The organism is Kitasatospora sp. NPDC059408 (assembly GCF_042751525.1).
Lineage (GTDB): Bacteria > Actinomycetota > Actinomycetes > Streptomycetales > Streptomycetaceae > Kitasatospora.
The window spans coordinates 1-21,152 of record NZ_JBHYWI010000084.1 but is presented as its reverse complement, the minus strand read 5'-3'; the positions used below and the strand labels follow the sequence as shown (position 1 = coordinate 21,152).

Below are 21,152 nucleotides of genomic sequence, written 5' to 3'. Positions count from 1 at the left end.
GGATGGACGAGACGAGGCTCGTGGCGGTCACCGGGCCGGGCGGGCCCGGATCGGGGTACGTGGTCGGGCCGCGACTGGTGCTCACCTCGGCGCACGTCGTGGCCCGTGAGGGCGGCCGGGTGCGGGTGTTCCGTCCGGGCGGTGACCGGGAGTTCGTCGGCGAACCCGTGTGGTGTGGGACGCCGGGCGGCCGTGACGACGCCGCGCTGGTCCTGATCACGGACGACGGCTGGCGGCCGCCGCCCGGGGCGGGGGTGCGGTGGGGGCGTCCGGTGACGTCCCGTCCCGGTCTGGACTGCGAGACGTGGGGCGTGCCCGACCTGGCCCAGCGGAACGGGACGGCGATCGAGGCCAGCCAGCAGCGCGGCCACCTGAATCCGGGCAGCGGCTTCGTCAACAACCAGTACGTCATGGACCTGTCGGCGTACCCGCCGAGCTGGCCGGACGGCGTGTCCTCTCCGTGGGGCGGCCTGTCGGGCGCCGCGATGTTCTGCGACCGGCTGCTGACCGGTGTCGTCCTCGCGGAGTCGGCGCACTCGGGGCACTCCGCACTGAAGGTCGTCCCCGCCTACGTCCTGCACCACGACGCGTCGTTCCGCGCCGTCCTCGCCGACCACGCGGCGGGCCCGCAGCAGCTCGAAGCAGTGGAGTTCCAGGACCTGGCCGCCGTGGAGACCGCGCCCGCCAAGGCGCTCGGCTCACCGGCCGCCCTGCTCACCGCGGACCGGCAGACCGTGCCGTTCCGCGGCCGTACGGAGCTGGTGAACCGGCTGGAGGCCTGGTGCGGCCTCGGCGGGTTCGGCGCCTGGCTCCTGCACGGGCCCGGCGGCCAGGGCAAGACCCGGCTCGCCCGCCACTTCGCCGGCACCCTCGCGGCCGATGGCTGGGCCGTGCTCTGGCCGCACGCCGGGGCGACCGCCGCCGAGGTGCGTGCCCTGCGGCGCGTGGCCAAACCGCTGCTGGTCGTCGTCGACTACGCGGAGTCGCGCACGGCGCAGCTCGCCGGGCTGGTCGAGGCCGCCGCCGAGCACGGTGGCGGCACCCCGTTCAAGATCCTCCTGCTGGCCCGGACGGCCGGCGACTGGTGGACCCGGGCGCAGGCCCTCAGCGGCGTCGTGGAGGACTACCTGGAGGGCACCCCGGTGCTCGCCCTTCCCCCGCTCGATCCCGATCCGCCGGATCGCGCCGAGGCCTACCAGGACGCCGTCCGGGCGTTCGCCGCCGCCCTCCCGTACGTCGAGGGCTACGGGCAGCACGACTGGCCGGTCCTGGCCGACGCCTTTCCGGTGCCCCGGCTCACCCGGGAGGGCCTCGGGAACGCGCTGACCCTCCAGATGACCGCGCTCGCCGACCTCCTCGACCAGGCCGACGCACCCGGCGCCGCCGGACCCGACACCGACGGGGTGCCGGCCACGGCCACCACTCCCACCGCCGCCCCACGCCCGAGCGTGGAGAAACGACTGCTCGGCCACGAACGTCGATACTGGGACCGCATGGCCCGGGCCGGCGGCCTGACGCCGGGCCTGACCGAGGACACCCTGGACGACGCCGTCACCGCCGCCCTCCTGGCCGGTGCCGCCGACCGCGACCAGGCCGACCGGACCCTGTGCCGCCTCATCGGGCTCGCCGACCAGCACCGCGACCGGCGGGACGCCGTCGCCTTCTGGCTGGCCGCCCTCTTCCCGTCCCCCGTCCCGGGCCGGCTGTGGGGCAGCCTCTACCCCGACCGGCTGGCCGAGCGGTTCGTCGGGCTGCGCCTCGAAGCCGACCCGCGCCTGGCGGACCGCCTCGCGGACGGACTGGCCGACAGCCCGGCGCAGGCCGCGGACGCGCCGCAGGCCGCGCAACTCCTCACCGTCTACAGCCGCGCCGCCGCCCACCCCGACGTCCGGGGCAGGCTCGACGAGCACCTGACCGCCCTGTGCGTCCGGCACGGCGCCCGCCTCGCGCCGCAGCTCATCGACGTCGCCACCCAGACCGAGCACCCGGGGCCGCTGCTCGCGGCCCTGGAACGGATCACGGACGGCGACATCGCACTCGACGACCTGAGACGCCTCGTCGCCCTGCTCCCGCTGTTCAGCCGGCGCCTCGCCGGCTGGGCCGCCACGGCCACCGCCAGGCTCGCGGACCGCTGCCGCAGCCTCCCACCGGACTCGCCCGGCCGGCTGCCGCTGCTCGCGAACGTGCTCATCGAGTTGTCCAACCGGCAGAGCGACATGGGGCGGCAGGAGGAGGCGCTGGCCACGATCGAGGAGGCCGTCGCCGCATTCCGGCTGCTCGCACGGGCCGACCCGGCACCCCATCTGCACACCCTCGCCAAGGCCCTCAACAACCTGTCGAACCGCCTGGGCGACCTCGGCCGGCGCGAGGAGGCCCTGACCGTCATCGAGAGTGCCGTACGGATCCGGTACCGGCTCGCCGAGGAGTCGGAGGAGGCGTTCGCCGAACACTTCCCCGACTACGCGATGGCGCTGAACAACATGTCCACCCGGCTGTCCGACCTGGGGCGGCACCAGGAAGCGCTGGAGACCGCCGAGGAGGCCCTGGTCGCCCACCGCCTCCTCGCGGAACTCGACCCGGACGCCCACCTCCCCGACCTCGCGCGGATCACGAGCAACCACGCGGTCCGGCTCGCCGCGCTCGGGCGACGCGATGAGGCCCGGTCCGCCCTCGAAAGCGCCCTGACCACCTGCCAGGACCTCGCCGAACGCCGCCCCGACGCCCACCTCCCGGACCTCGCCATGGTCCTCGGGAACCTGGCGGTCGAACTCGGCGCCCTCGGGCGGGCGGAGGAAGCGCTCGCCATGTCCGAACGGGCCGTCGCCGCCTACCGCACCCTCGCCGACGGCCACCCCGGGGCCCACCTCCCGGACCTCGCCTGGGTGATGAGCAACCTGTCCGCCAGGCTGAACGCGGTCGGCCGGACCGAGGACTCACTCGCCGCAGCCGAACAGGCCGTCACGATGTACGAGGGCCTGGCCGAGGTCAACCCCGACGCCCACCTCGCGGACCTCGCGACCGCCCTGGACCGGAAGTTCCTGCGGCTCTTCGCCCTCAACCGGGTGGACGAAGCGCTGGCCGCGGTCGTTCGCGCCGTGTCCATCTACCGCGGCCTCGCCGGTCACCACCCCGACCTCCACCTGCCCGCCCTCGCCCGGAACCTTCACAGCCTCGCCGCGGCCCTGACCGCCCTCGGCCGGAGCGAGGAAGCGCTCGCCGCGCTCGACGAATCCATCGCGCTCCGCCGGGACCTCGCTGCGGCGGACCCGGGCACCCACCAGGACTTCCTCGCGATGTCGGAGCAGCTTCGTATCCGCATCACCGCACTCAGGCCGCCGCCCGAGAAGGCCAGGGTCGAGGCGGTCGTGCGCGGGGTCCTCGCCGTCGTCGCCGAGCAACTAGGCCTGGACGAGGACGAGATCGGCCCGGACGACACGCTCGTCGAGGACCTGGGAGCCGACGAACTGGACCTGGTCGAGCTGATCATGGCGGTGGAGGACACCTTCGGCATCGAGATCCCGGACGATCATGCGGAGTCGGTGGTCACGGCACGGGAGCTGGTCAACGCCGTGCTGGCCCAACTGCCGTGACGCACTGCCCCCGTGGCCACCGGCCCGCCCGGGGGCCTTCCCGAAGGGCACGCCCCGCCATCGCCACTGCGCGATGGGCACCGGGTGCGGGTGGCGCCCTGGCCAACGATGCGGCGCGCGCCGCCACCGCCACTCCCTCCGGCGCCGACCAGGCCCTCCCGGGTAGTCCCTTGCAGTGAACCGCGCCGGCTGCCCTGGCGAGCATTGGCGCAACATCCGGAAATCTGGGGTACGTTCTGCAGTCACATGGGTCTGTACTCGAATCATTGCAGGAATATGATCGGAAGTCGAAGGAGAACCAGTGGCGTCGGTAACGCTCTTCAACGCATTCATTTTCAATACGGTTCAGATCCCTCCCGGCGGCGCCCAGGGCTACTGGGCGGCGCCGCACCCGCTATTCGACTCCGGAACCGTCACGGCCACGGCGCACGGGCTGTCCGGGGCCGTCTCGGGGGACATGATCCTGGGGGTGGAGCTCCTCAAGACCCGCACCCCGGGGGCCGGGGGCGGCGGGCCCAACCCGTATCTCGACATCACGGTACGAAACCACGGCGTGAATTACTGCCCCTACGTCCGCCTGATGATCAGTACCGTAAACCCCTAGACCGTTTCAGCCAAGGAGTGAGCACGGATGAAGGTAATGGCCATCCATGACACGGCCGGCAATATCCTGACGATCGTTGCGTCGCCGGAAGAGGGCCCGACGTTCGGCGTGGAACCTCGCGTCGGGCAATTCGCGCACACCGTGGAGATTTCAGATCTCTCCCTCGAAGCGCCGGAATCCGAGATCTACCGGCGACTGGACGAGGTGGCGAAGACCTATCGGGTCGCCGTGGCGGAGCCGCTCGGGGTGGCACCCTCGGCGCGGCTCGTCGCGAAAGGCAGTCAGACGGGCTCGTGACGATCGGGCCGACGGTGTAGCGTCCGTGACAGGCCCGGCGCGCCACGCCGTCGGGCCGGCCCGCCGCGCCCGCGCTCACACCTCCGTCGCCCGGACGTGCTCGTACCAGTCGCTGCCGCCGTTCGCCGGGTCGTGGCCGGGGTCCCGGCGCCACTCGCTCCTGTCCACCCGGAACGTCGCCCCAGGCATGAGGAGGACCTCCGCCTCGGTGCCCTGGTACTGGTGGAACGGGTCGATGTCGCGGCCGTACTTCCCGGTGAGCGTCAGCTCCAGGAGGATCCGGTGCGTCGCCGTGCCGGAGACCTTCTGCCCGCGCATGAAGTCCAGCCCCACGGACTCCTCCCTGCTGGTGCTGTCGAAGGAACTCGTGAAGACGGAGCCCGGCCGGTAGTTCAGCGCGGCCTGCTTGCCGAGCCGGTAGGGCGACTCGTCCCCGCCGACGTTCCAGTCGCCGCGGAAGACCGTGCCGGTGACGGGCGGCAGCCGGTTCAGCGCCTCCATCGTCATGTCGGCGTGCGCCTTGAGCTCCTCGAAGAGCACCGGCGCGAGGACCTCGATCCGCGCGTCGATGACGGCCATCGCCGCCTTCTTGGCGACCGGGTCCATGCCCCGCGCGGCCGTGAGCTGCGGCCTGATCACCGGGTCCTCGTCCAGGGTGGGCACCGCCTCCTGGTTGTGGCTGTTCTGGGCCGCCCACCTGAGCTGGCCCTTGATCTGCCGCAGGGAGAGGGCCTCGGCGCCCGCGGTGGCCGCGCCGACGGTCCCGTACGGCGCGTACCCCTCGGGCAGCAGCCGGCTGCGCACCACCGAGTTGATCATCTGGTGCGCGCCGCCGGTGTACGCCATCAGCGCGGTCGCGTGGGCCTCCTTGAAACTCTTCGCGACGGCCTCGGTGGAGGCGCCGGCGTTGTCCGCCTTCCACTGGGCGATGCGCGGGGTGGGCGCGGTGTCGCCCGCCACGAAGGCGCCGTACTGGCCCGCTACTTGGGCGGCCGCGGGCTGGCCGGGCTCCATGAAGCCGCTCGCCGCCGGGTCGGTCGTGCGGGGCTTGTTGGCTTCGGCGAGGTACATCAGCTCGTGCGGGAACTGCCCGTCGACGCAGACGTTCTGCCGCAGTTCCTCCTCCGTGAAGGGCGCGATGTGCTGGTACATCAGCGCCGCGCCCTTGCCCGCCCGGAGCGCGGACTCGCCGGGCCCCTTGACCCCGGCCGCCCAGGAACCGCGGAGGATCTCGTAGAGCGAGTGGTCCCAGGACGGCAGCATCCAGCCCATCAGGGCCATCCGGTAGTCGAAGACGTCCACCCCGGGCACGTTGATCCACTGGAAGGTCTTGAGCATCCGGGTCGTGGTCCCGGACATGCCGGCGACGACCGGGATGCCGCGCGCGGCGTTCGCCTTCGGCCAGGACTCGTTCTGCTGGATCTCCCAGTAGGCGGCGCCCTCGTTCCAGGGCAGCTTGTCGTCCGGGCCGGGCTTGCCGGCGAACGCCAGTTCCCGCGCGCTGAGCGGGGCGCCGCGGTCGGCGTAGTCGCGCGGGGTCTTGCGGTTGGCCTCCTTGTCGGCCTCGCTGCGCTCCTTGCGCGGCCCCTGGCTGTCGATCATCTCCAGGGTGTCGCCGGCGAAGGTCTCGGGGTCGGACTGCCACAGCAGGTTGCCCAGCGCGTACGGGTCCTTCTCGTAGTTGTAGCCCTTGCCCGCGAGGCTCGCCGCGGCCCACAGCGGCGGCCGGGACCAGCCGTTGAGGAACGCGGAGTGCTTCTTCAGGTCCTCCTTGTTCATGCCGAGGGTCGCCGCGAGCTGCGGCCTGGGCCCGATGATGCCGTTGAGGACGTCCTTGAGCGAGAGCTCCGCCCCCTTGTTGTAGTAGGCGGCGTTGTAGACGGCCGTGACCAGTTCGCGGACGTTGCCGTCCCGGGAGAAGAAGTCCTTGATCTGGGCGGTGGTCATCCCCTCGCCCACCTGCCCGGCGCTCGTCCGGTCGTCCTTGAAGAACGACTTGTTGGCGAGCGCCGGGTCCTTGTGCTCCTGGCCGGCGTAGGCGATGAGCAGTTGCTTCAGCCGGTTCACGGTCTTGCGCGCGGCGGCGAGCGCCCTCGGATGCCCGAAGGCGTACGCGCCCAGCCGCTGCTCGAACTTCTCGGCCGCCGCCTGCCAGCCCGTCTTCGCGTAGTACTGGGCGTGGTCGAAGGGCGCCTGACCGTCGCCGAGGCGCTGGACGACGCTCTTCCCGCCGGAGCCGGCACGGGCACGGGCGGGGGCCGCCCGCTGCACGGGCGCCGCGCCGGCGGACGCGGACGCGGACGCGGGCACGGGGGCGGCCAGGGCGCGGCGGGCGTTGGCCTCCGCCGCGCGTTCGAAGTGGTCGGAGGGGTCCGAGACGCTGAGCCCCGAACCGTTGTCGGTACCCGCCACCGGCCCCTGGCGCTGCTGGATGACGTGCGTCAACTCGTGGGCCAGGGTGTGCCGGTCCGCACCGCCGGCGCCGATGACGACGTGGCTGCCGGAGGTGTAGGCGCGGGCCCCCACCTCGGCCGCCGAACGCTGGGCGGCCGGCCCGGTGTGCAGCCGCACGTCGGAGAAGTCGGCGTCCAGCCGCGCCTCCATCTCCGCGCGGACCGTCCCGTCCAGCGGCCGCCCGGCGGTGCGCAGCACGTCCGGCACGGACGAGCGCTGCACGGGCGCGCACTCGTCGTGACCGCCGGACGGGCCGTGCGCGTGGCGCCCCGCCTGCCGCTCCAGGGCCCGGCCGACGGCGGCGTTGCCGACCGCGCGCTGCATCGCGAGCAACCGCCCCGCGGGCCCCCGGCCGCCGGACCCGGCCGGCCCGACCGTCCCCGCGGTTCCGGGGGACACGCGCGCTCTGCGGGGCACGGCCGCACCAGCGGCGGCGGCGTCGGCCGGACGCGCCGCGGCGGGCGCGGTCCGGTCGGGACGGGTCTCGGCATCCTGCTGCTCCCGTGAACGCATGCCCCGATCATCGGCCACCACGCCCTGGAGGACCAGGCCCCCTGCCCTTGCGCCCGCTCTCGGCCGGAGCCCTTCCGCCGCGTGCCGATCCTGTGCTGCCATACGGGGATGACCGACACTCAATTCCCCCGGCTGAAGCACGGATCCGACGCCTGGTGCGCGGCCCGGGACAGCATGGTCGAGATCGTCAAGGGCTGGGCGGGCGAAGGCCGCACCGACTGCTACGGCGCGCTGAGCGAGTCGCTGCGGGACGCGGGCTTCTCGGTCCCGCCCCGCGGCACGCTGATGAGCAACCTCCTGGAGGCCGCGTGCCGGGTCGAAGCCGACAGGGGCGTCCCGGTCATGCTGACCGCCATCGTCGTGAACAAGCAGAACCGGCGGCCGTCCGGACAGTTCGAGGTGCTCGCCAGGACGGCGCCGTTCCGGCGAGGGGACGAACCGGGCTGGAGCTGGGAGACGGAGAGGGACCGGGTGTTCGCCCACTACAGCTGACCCGCGACGAACCGTCCCGCGCATCCGGCGGATGCCGGTCGAGCGGCCCGCCTGGCGCGCCTGCCCCGCCTGCCCGGCCCGCGCGATCTGATCGCGTGCTGCGCCCGATCTGCCCGGCCCGTCCGGCCGTTCGTCAGCGGTCGAGTTCGATGACGAGCGAGGCGTAGGAGGGGATCATCACCTTCCGGGCGTAGCTGCGCGAGACGATCCGGTAGGGGCGTCCCGGCGCGCGGACCGCCGTGACCATCCGGGCGATCTCGGCGCGGGCGACGGGCGCGCCGAGGCACAGGTGCCGGCCGGCGCCGAACCAGAGCTGGCGCGAGCGCGGGTCGTACGGGCGTGCCAGGTCGAAGCCGCCGGCCAGGTTGTCGGCGGCGTAGGTGACGAGGAGGATCCGCTCGTCCTTGCGCAGCCGGCGGCCGGCCACGGTGACGTCCGCGCTGACGTGCCGTCCGATCACCGGCGCGGGCGTGGTGACGCGCAGTCCCTCGCGTACCGCGTCGCCGACCAGCCCGGGGTCGGCGAGCAGCGGTTCCTGCTGTCCGGTGTCGTGGATCAGCGCGATCGTGCGGGCCATCGCGCTGGCGGCGGTCTCGGTGCCCGCGACGAGCAGCAGTGAGGCGAGGCCGCTGGCCTCCTCCAGCGTGATCCCGGCCTCGCGGCAGCGGCCGAGGAGGGTGTCGGGGTCGGCGCCGGCGTAGGCCGCCGGGACGCCGCTGGTCAGTGACGCGACGATCTCCTTGGCCGCTTCGATCCGCTCGGGCGGAAGTTCGGTCGAGGCGGCCGTGTCGAGTGCGAGGGCGGCCAGCCGCTCGCCGGCGGCGAAGGTGTCCAGGTACGCGGAGTCGGGGCTGTCCGGGGGGATCTGCAGGCCGAGCAGGTCGGCCATCAGGCGGCCGACGACGAGCCGGGCGGCCGCGGCCACGTCGACCCGGTCCCCGGCGGCCAGCCGCGCCGTGACGTCGGCGTAGACCGGCCCGGCGGCCCGTTCGACCAGGGCGGCGGAGTTGTCCTCGGTGAACAGGTCCCGGGCGCGCCGGCGCAGGTCCGCATGGCCGGGGCCGTCGAACAGGCGGGTGACGTACGGTCCGAGGACCTGCTCCCACAGGTGGCCCACGCCGCCCTCGCCGAGCAGGGTGAAGTGCTGGTGGTCGTTGAGCACGGCCCGGATCAGGGTGGGGTCGCTCGCCACCCAGCCCAGCCGGGGTACCCGCCGGATCGGTCCGAAGGGCCGGGACATGGTGATCCTGGTCAGCGTCCACAGGGCGGGCCGGCTGGCCCACAGCAGTCCGCTCTCGTGCCGTCGTGCCGTCGTCGCGCCCATCGTCGCCCCGCCCCCGCTGCCGTCTCGAATGTCCGTGCGGGGAACCGTACCGTGCCTGGTCACGTCAGGGTTCATCGTATGATCGGGCGGCTCGGGGGAGGCTTGAGCACGTGTCGGAGGGCAGCGGACAGTTGGTCGGGCAAGGCGGCGGGGTGCGCGCGGTGATCGCCGCGGTGGCGGTGCACCTGCCGGAACAATCGCTCACCTCGCGCGAGGTGGAGCAGCGGATCGCCGACAGCGGCCCCTACCGGCCGCGCCCCGGGCTGATCGAGGCGGTCACCGGAATAGCCGCGCGGCACGTCGCCCCCGACGACTGGCAGGCCTCCGACCTGGCCGCGGCGGCCGCCCGGAAGCTGCTGGCCGACGCCGGCCTCGACGCGCGGGACCTCGACCTGCTGATCTTCGCCAGCGCCTCGCAGGACATGGTCGAGCCCGCCACCGCGCACATCCTGGCGTCGAAGATCGGGGCGCGCTGCCCGGTGTTCGACGTGAAGAACGCCTGCAACAGCGTGCTCAACGGGATCCAGGTCGCCGAGGCGCTGATCGCCGCCCGGCAGTACCGCAGGGTCCTGGTCTGCACCGGGGAGCTGCCGTCGCGGGCGGTCCGCTGGTCGGTCCGGGACCGGGGCCAGTTCGCCGAGTCGTTCCCCGGCTACACCCTGTCCGACAGCGGCGCGGCCGTGCTGCTGGAGGCGGGAGCGGCGCCGGACGGGATCTTCCACCGGGCCTTCACCGCGGACTCCTCGGCCTGGGAGGTCGGTACCCTGCCCGGCGGCGGTACCGCGCACCCGCGGGACCCGGAGGCGGGCTACTTCCGGATGGACGGCGCGCGGCTGCACGCGGCCTTCGAGGCGCTCGGCCCCGAGCTGATCCACCGGTCACTGGCCGAACACGGCCTGACCTGGGCGGACTTCGCGGTGGTGGCGGTGCACCAGGTGACCGTCCCGCTGCTGGACGCCTTCCTGCGCAGGACCGGCCTGACCACCGGACCACTGGTGCCGGTGCTGCCCGGGCACGGCAACCTCGCCTCGGCCTCGCTGCCGTTCCAGCTCGCCCGGGCCCTGGAGCAGGGCCGCTGCGGGCCCGGCGACCGGGTGGCGCTGATCGGCCTGGCCGGCGGGGTTTCGCTCGGCGTCGTCTTCGCGCAGCTGTGAGCCCGACCGTGAGCCCGGCTGTGAGCCCGCCCGTAGGCCCGATCGCGGGCTCGACTACGAGCCCGACCACGAGCCCGACCACGAGCCCGATCACGAGCTCGATCACGAGCTCGACCGTGGGCCCCACCATGGGCCCGGATGTGAGGGAACACCAGTGACCGACCTGTGGGTGGTCGTGCCCGCCTACAACGAGGAGGCCTCGCTGCCGGCCACGCTGCGCGCGCTCGCGGCCCAGACCGACGCGGACTTCGCGTGCGTGGTGGTGGACAACACCTCGACCGACCGGACCGCCGAGGTGGTCCGGGAGTTCGCGCTCACCGCGGACTTCCCGCTGCACCTGATCACCGAGGCGCGCAAGGGCACCGGCGCGGCAGCCGACACCGGGATGCGGTTCGCGATCGACGCCGGAGCCCGGTACCTGGCCCGCACCGACGCCGACTGCCTCCCGGTGCCCGGCTGGACGGCCGCCGTCCGCCGCGGCCTGGCCGGCGGACTGGAGCTGGTCACCGGTCAACTCCTGCCGCGCACCGACGAGTTCCGGCTCAAGCTGTGGGAGAGCCGGCTGCTGCCGGCGGTGGTCGCGCTGGCGGCCCGGTTCGGCAGGTTCCGGCCCGGCAACCGCGACCCGCGCTACCTCGGCCCGTACCTGATGTGCCCCGGCTGCAACCTGGCCATCACCGCCGACCTCTACGAGCGCAGCGGCGGCTTCCCGCGCACCGCGATCGAGGAGGTGCACGAGGACCGCGCCCTGGTCAACCGGGTGCGCGAACTCACCACCGCCTACGGCCAGGTCCCCGGCATGCGGGTCTACGGCTCGGTGCGGCGCCTGCGCGCCTTCGGCCTGCGCAACACCCTGGCCTGGTACGCGGACCACCGCTACCGCCCCGACGTGGTCGACATCCGATGAAGCGCCCCGAACACCTCTGGGAACGACGGGTGCAGCTGGCCGCCCACCCGCTGGCGTACCCGTTCATCACGGCCGTCGCCCGGCGGGGCCCCGCGGTGCGGGTACCGGGGATCGGGATCGTGGTCGGCGACCCCGGCCTGGCCCGGCAGGTGCTGCTCGACCACGAGGGGTTCCGCAAGGACGGCCCCGGCTCCTCGGGCGCGCTGTGGACACCGGTCCTGGGCCCGGCCGTACTCCTGAACATGGAGGGCGAGGAGCACCGGCGGCTGCGGGCCGCGCTGACCGGCCTGTTCACCCGGGCCCAGGCCACCGAGCTGTGCACCCGCGTCCTCGCACCGGTGCTGCGCGAGGCCACCGACCGGCTGGGCACGGGCGGCGCGGTGGACCTGGTCGCCCTGACCAGGACCGCCGCCGGCACGGTGATCGGCGAACTGCTGGGAGTGTCCGACACCGCCGGCGCGGAGGTGTTCGAGCGGGGCGAGCGGATCGTACGGATGGTCGGCCTGCGCACCAGGGAACTGACCCCGCGTCAGGTCGCGAAGGCCAAGGCGGTGCTGGCCGGCCTGGTGGCGCAGGCCGGCGAGGCGTACGACCGCGCGGAGCCGGGCTCGATGATGGGACGGCTGCGCGGCCACGGACTCGACCGGGAACAGGCGCTCGGGCTGGCGGCGGCGTTCCTGCTCACCGGGACGGAGACCGTGGCGACGACCGTGCCCCGGATCTTCGCGCTCTGGCACGACTCCGGGCTCCTGCCCGCCCTGCGGGCCGACCTGGAGACGGGCGGCGCGGCGCTCGACCCCGCGATCGACGAGGCGATGCGGGTGATCACCCCGAGCCCGGCGATGCTGCGCCGGGCCGCCCGGCCCGGCCGCCTCGGCACGACGGAGGTGCGCGAGGGGGACCGGGTGCTCATCGCCACCGCACGGTGCGACCTGGCCGCCGGGCCGTTCGACCGGGCCGCGGCACTGGGCCGCTGTCCGGCGCACGATCCCAAGCGCCTGTGGTTCGGGGCCGGACCGCACTACTGCATCGGCGCACCGCTCGCGCTGGCCGAGATACGGGTGCTGCTCCAGGCGCTCCTGACGGCGGGAGCCGGGACCATCGTGCGGCGACGGGCCAAGCGGCGGGTGCTGATCCCCACCTACGCGCGCCTGGAGGTGTCGGCCGCGCAAGCGACCGCTCCCCAACGGCGCACGGACCGGACGAAAACGGAGCTGACCACGACGTGAACGGCACGCCGAACACCGCAGGCGCCGGACTGGCCGGCCGGATCGCGGACCACGCGCGCCGCACACCCGACGCGGCCGCCCTGCTCGACGCACACGGCACACTCACCTACGCCGAACTCGCCCGGCAGGTCGCCGCCACCGCGAGCGGACTGCGCGCCGCGGGCATGTCCGCCGGCGACACCGTGATGTTCGCGGTCCGCCCCGGCCGGGACGCCCTCGTGCTCGGCCTGGCCGTCATGACGGCGGGCGCCGCCGTCGTGGTGGCCGACCCCGGCGCGGGCGCCGAACTCGACGCCGCACGCGGACGGCTCGTCACCGAACGCCTCACCGCACCGCGCTGGCTGGCCGCCGAATCCTGGCTCTGCGCGCTCGCCGCCCGCACGGCGGGACGCACCCTGCTGCGCCGCCTCGGCCTGAACCTGCCCGCGCTCGCCGACCCGGCCCTGCGCCTGCTCCACACCGGTCCGCGCCTGCCGGGCCTGCCCCCGGACGCGATCCCCGCCGCCACCCTGGCGCACACCGCACCCGCGTCCCCCGGGAACACCGCACCCGCGTCCCCCGGGAACACCGCCCCCGCGTCTCCCGTGGAGACCGCCCCGGCGGGGGACCCGGACCGCCCGGCCCTGGTCGTGTTCACCTCCGGCACCACCGCCCGCCCCCGCGCGGTGGTGCACAGCCAGGCCACGCTGCTCGCCGGCGCCGACCTGCTCGGCGAGAGCCTGGGCCTGACCACCGCCCCCGCCCCGGTGGTCGTGCACTCCGAACAGCTGATGATGGCCTTCGCCTTCCTCGCCGCCGGCGCCACCTGGTCGACGGCGCCCCTGCCCGTACGGCCCAAGCGGTTCCTGCGGGACCTGCGGCGCCGCCGGGCCACCCACACCTTCGCCACCCCGGCGTCCCTGGCCCGGCTGCTCGACGCCGGCCGCCTCCCCGACACCCTGGGCACGGTGCTGCTCGGCGCCGCCCCCGTGCCGCCCCCGATCCTGCGCCGCCTGCGCGAGGCGCTCCCCTCGGCCCGGACCGCGGTGATCTACGGCGCGACCGAGATGCTGCCGATCGCCGTGACCGACGCCGAGGCGAAGCTCGACCACGCACCCCACGGCGACCTGGCCGGCCACCCCCTGCCCGGCGTCACGGCACGCCTCAACGACGAGGGTGAACTCCTGCTGCGCGGCCCCCACCTGGCGATCGGCTACCTCGGGGACGGACCGATCGGCGAGCTCAACACCGGCGACCGGGCCCGGATCGACGCCGAAGGGCGGATCGTGCTGCTCGGTCGGACCAAGGACATGCTCATCCGCGGCTCCTTCAACCTCTACCCGGGCTTGTACGAACCCGCGATCGCCGCCCTCCCGGGCATCGCCGAGGCCGTCATCGTGGGCGTCCCCGACCCGCAGACCGCCGACGAGGCGGTGGTGCTGGCCGTGTGCCCGGACGGCTCGCTCCCGCAAGCCGAACTCCTGCGCTCCCTCCAACGCCACCTGCCCCGCACGATCGACCACGCGGCACTGCCGGACCGGATCCACTGCCTCCCGGCGATCCCCCGACGGGGACGGACCGAGAAACCCGACCGCGAACGACTGCGCGCGCTGGTCACGAAGGACCTGAAGGCCACGAAGGCCACGAAGGCCACGAAGGAGACGCCGTGATCACCGTCGTCACCGGGGCCAGCGGCTTCGTCGGCAGCGCCCTGTGCCGCGCCGCAACGGCCGCCGGGCACCAGGTGCTGGCGCTGGGACGGCGCCCCACCGTCCCCGCCGACCTGATCGGCGGCGCGCCCTACCTCCCCTGGGACCTGGCGGACCCCGCCGCCCGCCCGGCCCTGCCCGCCCCGTTCACCCACCCCGACGCGGTGATCCACTGCGCGGGCCTGGCCACCGACTGGGCCCGCCCCGAGGCCTTCCACCGCGGCAACGTGCTGACCACCGGGGGAGTGCTGGCCGCCTTCCCCGAGGCGGCGCGATTCGTGCACGTGTCGACCGCGAGCGTCTACGACCCGCGCCGGCCGACCGTCATGGCCCGCGAGGACGAGGCCGCCACCGTCCGCCACACCGACGCCTACGGGCGCTCCAAGGCGCTGGCGGAGGAGAAGGTGCGCCGGGCCCGCCCCGACGCGGTGATCCTGCGCCCGCACGCCGTCTACGGCCCCGGGGACACCACCCTGCTGCCGCGCGTCCTCCAGGCGGTGCGCCGGACCCCGCGCGGGCCGCGGCTGTTCGCGATCGGCGACGGCAGGCAGCGGCTGAGCCTGACCAGCGTGGCGAACCTCGTCGACGCCTGCCTGCTCGCCGCCGGGGGCCGGGCGTCCGGCACCTTCAACATCACCGACCGCGACCCGGTCGTACTGGACGACGTGCTGCGCCAGGTCCTCACCGCCCACGGCCTCCCGGCCGCACCCGTCCACCTCCCGCTCGCCCTCGCCCTCCCGCTGGCCCGCACCGCCGAACTCCTGGCCCGCACCACCGGATCCGCCCGCCGCCCCCGCCTGACCGTCTACGCCGTCCGCCACCTGGCCCACGAACGCACCCTCGACCTCACGGCCGCCCGCACCCACCTGGGCTACCGCCCCGCACCGACGGACCTGGAGCCCGCCCTGCGCCGGGCCTGACGCGACGCCGGCTCCGTCTCCGTCGACGCCTGGCGGCGTCCCACGGCGCAGTTCACAGCGGTGGGAATTTCCCAGGCGTCTCCACCTCGGGCCCGGGCCTTCCCGTCGCAGCGGCCGCGGGCCAGCGTGGTCGGTGCCGCCGTCGGTGGCCGCCGCTCGACCCGGCGTGGACGCGAACACGAGGGGAACAACCGTGCAGGACATCAAGCGCAAGAGGCCGTCGGCCCGTGGGAAGCTGCTCGCACCGCTGTGCGCCGCACTGCTGACGGCCGCGGCGTCCGTCGGGGCGACGGGCACGGCGTCCGCCGCCGGCGACACGGGCGAGTGGCTGGTGAGCTCCAGCTCCCAGCTCTGCGCCGACGCCCCCGGGGCCTCGACGCGCTGGGGGACGCACGTCGACCAGTGGGACTGCGTGAGCCAGTCCAACGAGCTGTGGATCAGGCAGAAGGTGCGCACCGTCAAGGGCAAGGCCTACTACCTGCTCAAGAACACGGCGACGCGGCTGTGCATGAACGTCGACCACGCCAGGCGCGACAACGGCGCCCCGATCATCGAGTGGGGCTGCAACAGCTCGTCCGACAACGAACTGTGGCACCCGATCCTGATCACCGACAACAGCCAGGAGTGGGTCAACCTCCGCAGCAACAAGTGCCTGACCGTCGCCGGCGACGCGCACGACAACGGCGCGTGGCTGATCCAGTACGACTGCGGCCGCCACGGCGACCAGATCTGGATCACCTCCGGAGGCTGAGCCGCGGAAATCAATGACACTCCGTCACCGCACTGCGCGCCGCAGCCGGTAGCCGGTAGCCAAGAGGGCCGACGCCCGTCGCGGCGCCGGCCCTCCAGTCCTTCGGCCCGTCCGGTCACGGCAGCAGCAGGCCCCAGAAGAGCGCCCACGGCACGAACACCGCGCCCGCCACCAGCAGTGCGCCGATCCGCACACGTGCACCGGCCGGGGCCGGAGCCCGGCCGCGCCACGCCCGCACCGCCGTCACACCGGTGGCCACCACCGCGCAGACGGCCAGCAGTTGCAGGACCGACCAGACCACCGGACGGCCGCCGAGCTGCGGCCCGGTGGCGAGCGTCGTCGTCACGAAGAGGAAGTAGCCGAGGAAGCCGAGCGTGGCGGCCAGGCCGCTGCCCGCGAGCCAGCGCGCGGCCCCGGCGCCCGGTGCGGCGGGACGCCGGCGCAGCCGCCGTACCAGACCCGACAGCAGGTACCCGGCGAAGACGAGGGTCATCAGCAGGAAGGCGGCCGCCTGCGCCACCGACCCCTCCGGGGCGGGGACCGCGGCCAGGGCCCGGCTGCGGCGGTCCTGCCCGGGCAGCGGGTCGTTCACCCGGTGGCCCTGGCCGGCCACCCAGGCGGCCACGGTGTCGACGTAGCCCGGCGTTAGCTGCTCGCCCCGCGTGAAGCCGTCCGCGGAGACGTGCAGCTTGTGGTCCGCCTGCGGGAAGAACCGCAGCGTCACGTCGTCGTTGCCGCCGCGGTGCAGCGCGTCGCCGATGATCGCGGCGCTCTCGGCCGGCGGCACCTGCTTGTCGTTGCCCCACAGGGCGAGCACCGGCTGACGGAGGTGTTCCAGCACCGGTACCGGGTCGTAGTGCGCCTCGGGGAACAGCCCGGCGTCGTCCAGCAGCCGGGTGCCCGTCACCGACACGCTCTCCAGCAGCGAGCCCGACGCACCCTCGTGCCGCAGCCTGTTGTCGAGGTGCCACGCCTGCTGCCGGGCCGGGGGCAGGCCGGAGGCGCCGACCACGACCACGTACGCGACCTGCCCGGAGCGGCTCGCGGCCAGCGGGGCCACCCAGCCGCCCTCGCTGAACCCCCAGAGCCCGATCCGGTGCGGGTCCACGTCCGTGCGCTGCGCCAGCGTGCGCACGCCGGCCAGGGCGTCGTCGGCCAGCTGCGAGTACGACCGTCGGGTCATCGAGTACCCGGTGGTCCGCTTGTCGTAGCCGAGCACGACGAACCCGGCCCGGGCCATCGCCTCGGCCTCGGCCCGGTACCCCGCCCGCTTCTCCGGCCCCGCCCCGTGCACCAGCACGATCCCGGGCCTTGGCCCCGTTCCGCCGGCGGCCTCGGTGACCGTGCCGTGCAACGTGACGTCCCCGCTGCGGAAGTCCACGTCCTGCTCGACCTGTTGCCCGGACTGTTGCCCGGCCGGGGCCGCCGTTGCCGCTGCCGTTGCCGTCGTCGCCGCCGGCACCTGCCCGCCCAGCGCCACCGCCATGGCCACCAGAGGTGCCACCCACCGAACCCGCATCGCCGTTCCCCCGTGATCAGCGCACCCGACCCGACCGGCCGGCTGCCTGTCAGCGATCGTGCCAGGCGGGCGAGTCGCCGCGGATCCGGCGGGCCACCGGCTTCGGGAGGGGGAAATCCCCACCTCCTCCGTGGGAAGCCGAAGCCCGGGCGGGGGCGCGCGTCCCCTGTCCCGGCTCCGGGCCGCTACCAGGTCACGAACCCCGCGGTGCCGCTGGTGCCCGGTCCGAGTTTGGGCAGGTGGCCCTCCGCCGACATGTCCAGCCGCCAGTCGCCGTCCGCCCAGAGCAGGTTGGCGGTCGTCGAGCCGTGGATCCCGGGCGGGGCACCCGGCAGGTCGACGAGCAGCATGACCATGGACTTCTCGGGCGTGTAGGTCATGACGGAGAAGGCGACGACCTTGACCGAGCCGACGCCCTCGGCGTGGAGCGGGTCCTTGAGCCGGCGGTCGGCGTAGTCCTTGGCGGCGGCGGGCGGGTAGATCTGGGCCCGGGCCGCCCGTTCCCAGTCGTCGTGGCCGGTGTCGATCGCCGCGAGCACGGCGGCGGCCCTGGCGGCACCCTCGGGGGTGTGCGCGAAGCAGTGCCAGAAGCCGCCTTCATAGAGGAGCGGGCCCGCGGTGCGGGAAGTGGGGACCAGCAGCGAGCCCAGCGGCTTGAACTCCGTCCCGGGCGGGGTGGCGGTCGGCTTGTGCTGGTCGTGGTCGTCGGTCTGGCAGCCCGGGCCCCGGTCCCCGGCCGGCGCCGGCGCCGGTGCCGGTGGCGCGGTGGTGGCAGGGGCGGTCGTGGCCGGCGCGGTGGTGGCAGGGGCGGCGGCGGTGGTCGGCGCGGTGGTGGTCGGGCTCGGCGCCCCCGCCGCGCTCGTGGACACGTCGGTGGATGCGGTGCCCGCCGAGGTGGATGCCGGCGTGCAGGCGGCGCTCAGGGCGATGGCGGCGATGGCGGCCAGGGCGGCGGCCCGGGATCTGATGGACATGGCTGTGGTGAGTCCCCCGTGGTGATGTCGATTCCGACGGTAGGGATCATGCCATCCCCGGGCGGTGGACCCGCCGCCCGTACCGACGGCTGGTCAGTCGACCGCCAGGCGGCTCCGAGGGCGAGCGGGTGCCGGCCCGCCGTCGGGCCGGGCCGGGTTCAGCGTGGCCGCAGCCCGTCGAAGACCACCGCGAAGCCCCGTTCCCGGGCGGCCGCGTCGTTCCCGAGGTGCTCCATGGCGGCCACTGCGGGCCGGAGCCCGAGCGGGCGCCGCCCACCCTGGCCCGGCCCGCCGATTGGGCCGCAGTCCCATCCGTGGACATCGACAACTGCCCGGCTGGCGGGTTGCCCGCTTGGCCGTCCACCACGGCTCGGCACGCGCTCCCCGGGAGGGGAACGCGTGCCGAGCGCCGACGGGAGGTCAGCCGGCGGCGGGCGCCGGAATCATGCGGCCCGCGCGCTGATCCCCCGGGGGTCAGCTGCCGATGTGGCCGCAGGCGGAGTCGACCTTGTTGGCGTCGGTCTCGATCTTGGACTGCAGGTTGGCGCTCGGCGCGGTGCCGGTGTTGAGCGCGGTGTACATCTGCTGGTAGTCGCCGGCCAGCGCGCTGATCGCGTTCTTGGCGTCGGCGTTGCCGGCCTTGGCCGCGGCGGCGTTCAGCTCGTCGCTCGCGTTCTTGAGGTCGGCCTTCAGCGCGGCCGGGTTGCCCGCGTCGGCGGAGATCTTGTCCGAGTACGTGGTCACCGTGCTGGTGGCGCTGGTGCACCCGGGGTCGATGGCCTTGACCACCTTCGAGCCGATCACCACGAAGACCACGATGCCCGCCACGATCGAGAGCAGCGAGACGATGAGGCCGATGATCGCCGGCGCCTTGCCCTTGCCGGCGCTCTTCGACTTGACCAGGCCGATGATGCTGAAGATGAGGCCGAGCGGGGAGCAGAGGAAGGCCAGGACCAGACCGGCGATGGCGAAGCCGTTCGAGCCGGTCGGCTGCGGGGCCGCGGCCGGGTAGCCGTACGGCTGCTGCGGCGCGCCGTAGGGCTGCTGGGGGGGTATGGACACGTCAATCCTTAAGGGGACACGAGGATGGCCGGATAGGAATACCGGAAGCCCGCACTCCTTGGCAACTCTGAGTAATGACGGCGGCCGTGAGGCCGGGCCAAATCCGGCCCGGTGCCGCGCTTGCTGCCCAGGCAGCACGGTGACGGTTCGTGGTCGAAGCCGCCGACACCCTGCGCCGGCCCGAGCACCGCTAAGACCGCGGCGGCCCACTGCCGGCGGACCGCCGGAGCCGAGCGTCGGCCGGCGGACGGCCGAACCGACCGGCACTCGATGCGCACCTGCGGAGCGCAGCCGGCACCACGTTTCACCGGTGACACCGTCCCGGCCCCACCGTCCACCTGAAACGGGCCCCGGGGAGGCCTGAAACACCCTCACTCACTGCGATATCAAGGGGTCGTTTGCCCGGCTGAACCACGAAGTCCGGCCCGCCGGCGGCGCATTGATGCCCCGACGCCTGACTGTCTCTCCGACGGGGCTGCGCGCGAGAACGGACCTGACCTGACCTGCCGGACCGTCAGCGCGACGATCGACCTGTCCGTGGAGCGCCCCCGACCGCAGCGTGCCGGTGCCGGTGCCGGGTCACAGGGTGCGGTGGAGGACGTCTTCCGACGTGCACGCGGTCCGCCTGCACCCGATGTTCCGCCGGATCCGTGGGCGGTGGTCCGCTTCCGCGACCCGGAACGCAGCGCTGACCGGTGTGCCGACGCCTCCCTGTCGGACGGCCGCCGAGCCCTGCCCGACTCCGCCGCCCCGCCGCCCCGGCGGCAGCGGCCACGGTCCCGACCGCCGCCGTTCCCGCCGCTGCTCCCGCCGCGCCTCCTCCACGTGGCCACGGCGGGGACGGGGCCGGACGGTGCCGGTACCGGGCCCGCCCCGGCGGGGGTGTGGCGGCGGTCTCAATGGCGGGCGCCCGGTGTCGACTCAGCGTGGTGGTCGTGGGTGGGCTCGGTGACGTCGCCGGGGGCCGGGCGGTGAGTGCGCTCACACGCGAATGCCAGGCACGACGGCGGGTAGTGGTGTCCGTTCGGCGTCGTTCCGCATCGAGGCCGTAGGGCGTTTGCGCAGACCGGAAGGGGTCGGCGCACCCCGTTCCGCCCCGCCCTCGATCCGGTGCCGGTCCTCCGGCTACGACCGCGGATCGTAGCGAGGGGGCCTTGGAGGGCGCCGCTCCGGTCTGGCACCTTGGCATTCGTCGTCGGCCACACCGGCTCCTGTTCCTGCCGGATGCGGCCAATCGCCGAGTCACTCCCCGCGACCGTTCGGCCCCTGTCCGGCCGCGGTCCCGGGCGGGGAGTGTTCTCGGCTCAACCCGATTGAGGTCTTGCTCTTCATGCCCGCTTTCAAGCTCCGTATGCGTACCTCTGCCGCGATCCTCGCCGGCGCCGCTGGTCTGACCGCCCTGGGTGCCGCCGTGGTTCCCGCCGCCGCCAGCGCCGCGACCGCCTCCCCGCAGGCCATCGCCGCGCAGATCGTGCCGGCGGACCAGCTGGCCTCGTTCAGCCAGATCATCTCCCACGAGTCGGGCTGGAACGTGACGGCGACCAACCCGAGCTCGGGCTCCTACGGCCTGGGCCAGGCGCTGCCGGCCTCGAAGATGGCCTCGGCGGGCGCGGACTGGAAGACCAACCCGGCCACGCAGATCAAGTGGGCGCTGGACTACATGAACACCCGCTA

The 21,152-nt window shown here is 74.1% G+C and carries 16 protein-coding genes; 11 read left to right on the top strand and 5 right to left on the bottom strand.

Annotated elements, in window-relative coordinates; all coding sequences use genetic code 11:
* Nucleotides 1–2: 2 nt before the first annotated feature.
* From ACFXDE_RS36465 to ACFXDE_RS36455, 3 genes are all read left to right on the top strand, one after another.
* On the top strand, nucleotides 3–3,590 hold the full coding sequence (locus ACFXDE_RS36465; RefSeq protein WP_380498702.1) for an acyl carrier protein: 3,588 nt from the start codon (nucleotides 3–5) through the stop codon (nucleotides 3,588–3,590).
* Nucleotides 3,591–3,891: 301 nt separating this feature from the next.
* The gene (locus ACFXDE_RS36460) at nucleotides 3,892–4,194 is read left to right on the top strand and encodes a hypothetical protein (protein WP_380498701.1); all 303 of its coding nucleotides are present in this window, start codon (nucleotides 3,892–3,894) and stop codon (nucleotides 4,192–4,194) included.
* A gap of 27 nt (nucleotides 4,195–4,221) precedes the next feature.
* Nucleotides 4,222–4,491 (top strand): hypothetical protein, encoded by a 270-nt coding sequence (locus ACFXDE_RS36455; protein WP_380498700.1) that lies wholly within the window; start codon nucleotides 4,222–4,224, stop codon nucleotides 4,489–4,491.
* A gap of 75 nt (nucleotides 4,492–4,566) precedes the next feature.
* On the opposite strand, the gene ACFXDE_RS36450 is transcribed toward ACFXDE_RS36455, so the two are convergent.
* The gene (locus ACFXDE_RS36450) at nucleotides 4,567–7,458 is read right to left on the bottom strand and encodes a DUF4157 domain-containing protein (protein WP_380498699.1); all 2,892 of its coding nucleotides are present in this window, start codon (nucleotides 7,456–7,458) and stop codon (nucleotides 4,567–4,569) included.
* Nucleotides 7,459–7,566: 108 nt separating this feature from the next.
* Between ACFXDE_RS36450 and ACFXDE_RS36445 the strand changes: the two genes are divergently transcribed.
* Entirely contained in the window at nucleotides 7,567–7,950 is a 384-nt protein-coding gene (locus ACFXDE_RS36445; RefSeq protein WP_380498698.1) for a hypothetical protein, read from the top strand.
* Between the two features lie 133 nt (nucleotides 7,951–8,083).
* Here the strand turns inward: ACFXDE_RS36445 and ACFXDE_RS36440 are convergent, their stop codons facing one another.
* Nucleotides 8,084–9,337 (bottom strand): cytochrome P450, encoded by a 1,254-nt coding sequence (locus ACFXDE_RS36440; RefSeq protein ID WP_380498697.1) that lies wholly within the window; start codon nucleotides 9,335–9,337, stop codon nucleotides 8,084–8,086.
* A gap of 47 nt (nucleotides 9,338–9,384) precedes the next feature.
* On the opposite strand from ACFXDE_RS36440, the gene ACFXDE_RS36435 reads away from it, so the two are divergent.
* From ACFXDE_RS36435 to ACFXDE_RS36410, 6 genes are all read left to right on the top strand, one after another.
* Nucleotides 9,385–10,428: a 3-oxoacyl-ACP synthase III family protein gene (locus tag ACFXDE_RS36435; RefSeq protein ID WP_380498696.1), complete on the top strand. Its 1,044-nt coding sequence runs from the start codon at nucleotides 9,385–9,387 to the stop codon at nucleotides 10,426–10,428.
* A 154-nt stretch (nucleotides 10,429–10,582) separates the two neighbouring features.
* Nucleotides 10,583–11,335 (top strand): glycosyltransferase family 2 protein, encoded by a 753-nt coding sequence (locus ACFXDE_RS36430; protein ID WP_380498695.1) that lies wholly within the window; start codon nucleotides 10,583–10,585, stop codon nucleotides 11,333–11,335.
* Nucleotides 11,332–12,564 (top strand): cytochrome P450, encoded by a 1,233-nt coding sequence (locus ACFXDE_RS36425; protein ID WP_380498694.1) that lies wholly within the window; start codon nucleotides 11,332–11,334, stop codon nucleotides 12,562–12,564. The genes ACFXDE_RS36430 and ACFXDE_RS36425 overlap by 4 nt, the downstream gene beginning before the upstream one ends.
* Nucleotides 12,561–14,213: a class I adenylate-forming enzyme family protein gene (locus ACFXDE_RS36420; protein WP_380498693.1), complete on the top strand. Its 1,653-nt coding sequence runs from the start codon at nucleotides 12,561–12,563 to the stop codon at nucleotides 14,211–14,213. Before ACFXDE_RS36425 ends, ACFXDE_RS36420 begins: the two co-directional genes overlap by 4 nt.
* Nucleotides 14,210–15,172 carry an NAD-dependent epimerase/dehydratase family protein gene (locus ACFXDE_RS36415; RefSeq protein WP_380498692.1) on the top strand — a complete coding sequence of 321 codons (963 nt, stop codon included), beginning with the start codon at nucleotides 14,210–14,212 and terminating at the stop codon, nucleotides 15,170–15,172. Before ACFXDE_RS36420 ends, ACFXDE_RS36415 begins: the two co-directional genes overlap by 4 nt.
* A gap of 193 nt (nucleotides 15,173–15,365) precedes the next feature.
* Nucleotides 15,366–15,923: an RICIN domain-containing protein gene (locus ACFXDE_RS36410; protein ID WP_380445789.1), complete on the top strand. Its 558-nt coding sequence runs from the start codon at nucleotides 15,366–15,368 to the stop codon at nucleotides 15,921–15,923.
* 115 nt (nucleotides 15,924–16,038) lie between these two features.
* Here the strand turns inward: ACFXDE_RS36410 and ACFXDE_RS36405 are convergent, their stop codons facing one another.
* The 3 genes from ACFXDE_RS36405 to ACFXDE_RS36395 form a co-directional block, all read right to left on the bottom strand.
* Complete coding sequence (locus ACFXDE_RS36405; RefSeq protein WP_380498691.1) at nucleotides 16,039–17,427, bottom strand: alpha/beta hydrolase family protein; 1,389 nt, start codon at nucleotides 17,425–17,427, stop codon at nucleotides 16,039–16,041.
* Between the two features lie 200 nt (nucleotides 17,428–17,627).
* A complete protein-coding gene (locus ACFXDE_RS36400; RefSeq protein ID WP_380498690.1) occupies nucleotides 17,628–18,416 on the bottom strand; it encodes a hypothetical protein in 789 nt (262 codons plus the stop codon).
* Between the two features lie 474 nt (nucleotides 18,417–18,890).
* Nucleotides 18,891–19,478 carry a hypothetical protein gene (locus ACFXDE_RS36395; RefSeq protein ID WP_380498689.1) on the bottom strand — a complete coding sequence of 196 codons (588 nt, stop codon included), beginning with the start codon at nucleotides 19,476–19,478 and terminating at the stop codon, nucleotides 18,891–18,893.
* A 1,351-nt stretch (nucleotides 19,479–20,829) separates the two neighbouring features.
* Between ACFXDE_RS36395 and ACFXDE_RS36390 the strand changes: the two genes are divergently transcribed.
* On the top strand, nucleotides 20,830–21,152 hold a 323-nt coding region (locus ACFXDE_RS36390; RefSeq protein ID WP_380498688.1), incomplete at its 3' end, for a lytic transglycosylase domain-containing protein.

Bases quoted from the DNA above. Each gene is read 5' to 3' on its own strand.
- ACFXDE_RS36450 (WP_380498699.1), bottom strand. From the start codon at position 7,458: ATGCGTTCACGGGAGCAGCAGGATGCCGAGACCCGTCCCGACCGGACC.
- ACFXDE_RS36425 (WP_380498694.1), top strand. From the start codon at position 11,332: ATGAAGCGCCCCGAACACCTCTGGGAACGACGGGTGCAGCTGGCCGCC.
- ACFXDE_RS36445 (WP_380498698.1), top strand. From the start codon at position 7,567: ATGACCGACACTCAATTCCCCCGGCTGAAGCACGGATCCGACGCCTGG.
- ACFXDE_RS36465 (WP_380498702.1), top strand. From the start codon at position 3: ATGGACGAGACGAGGCTCGTGGCGGTCACCGGGCCGGGCGGGCCCGGA.
- ACFXDE_RS36400 (WP_380498690.1), bottom strand. From the start codon at position 18,416: ATGTCCATCAGATCCCGGGCCGCCGCCCTGGCCGCCATCGCCGCCATC.
- ACFXDE_RS36455 (WP_380498700.1), top strand. From the start codon at position 4,222: ATGAAGGTAATGGCCATCCATGACACGGCCGGCAATATCCTGACGATC.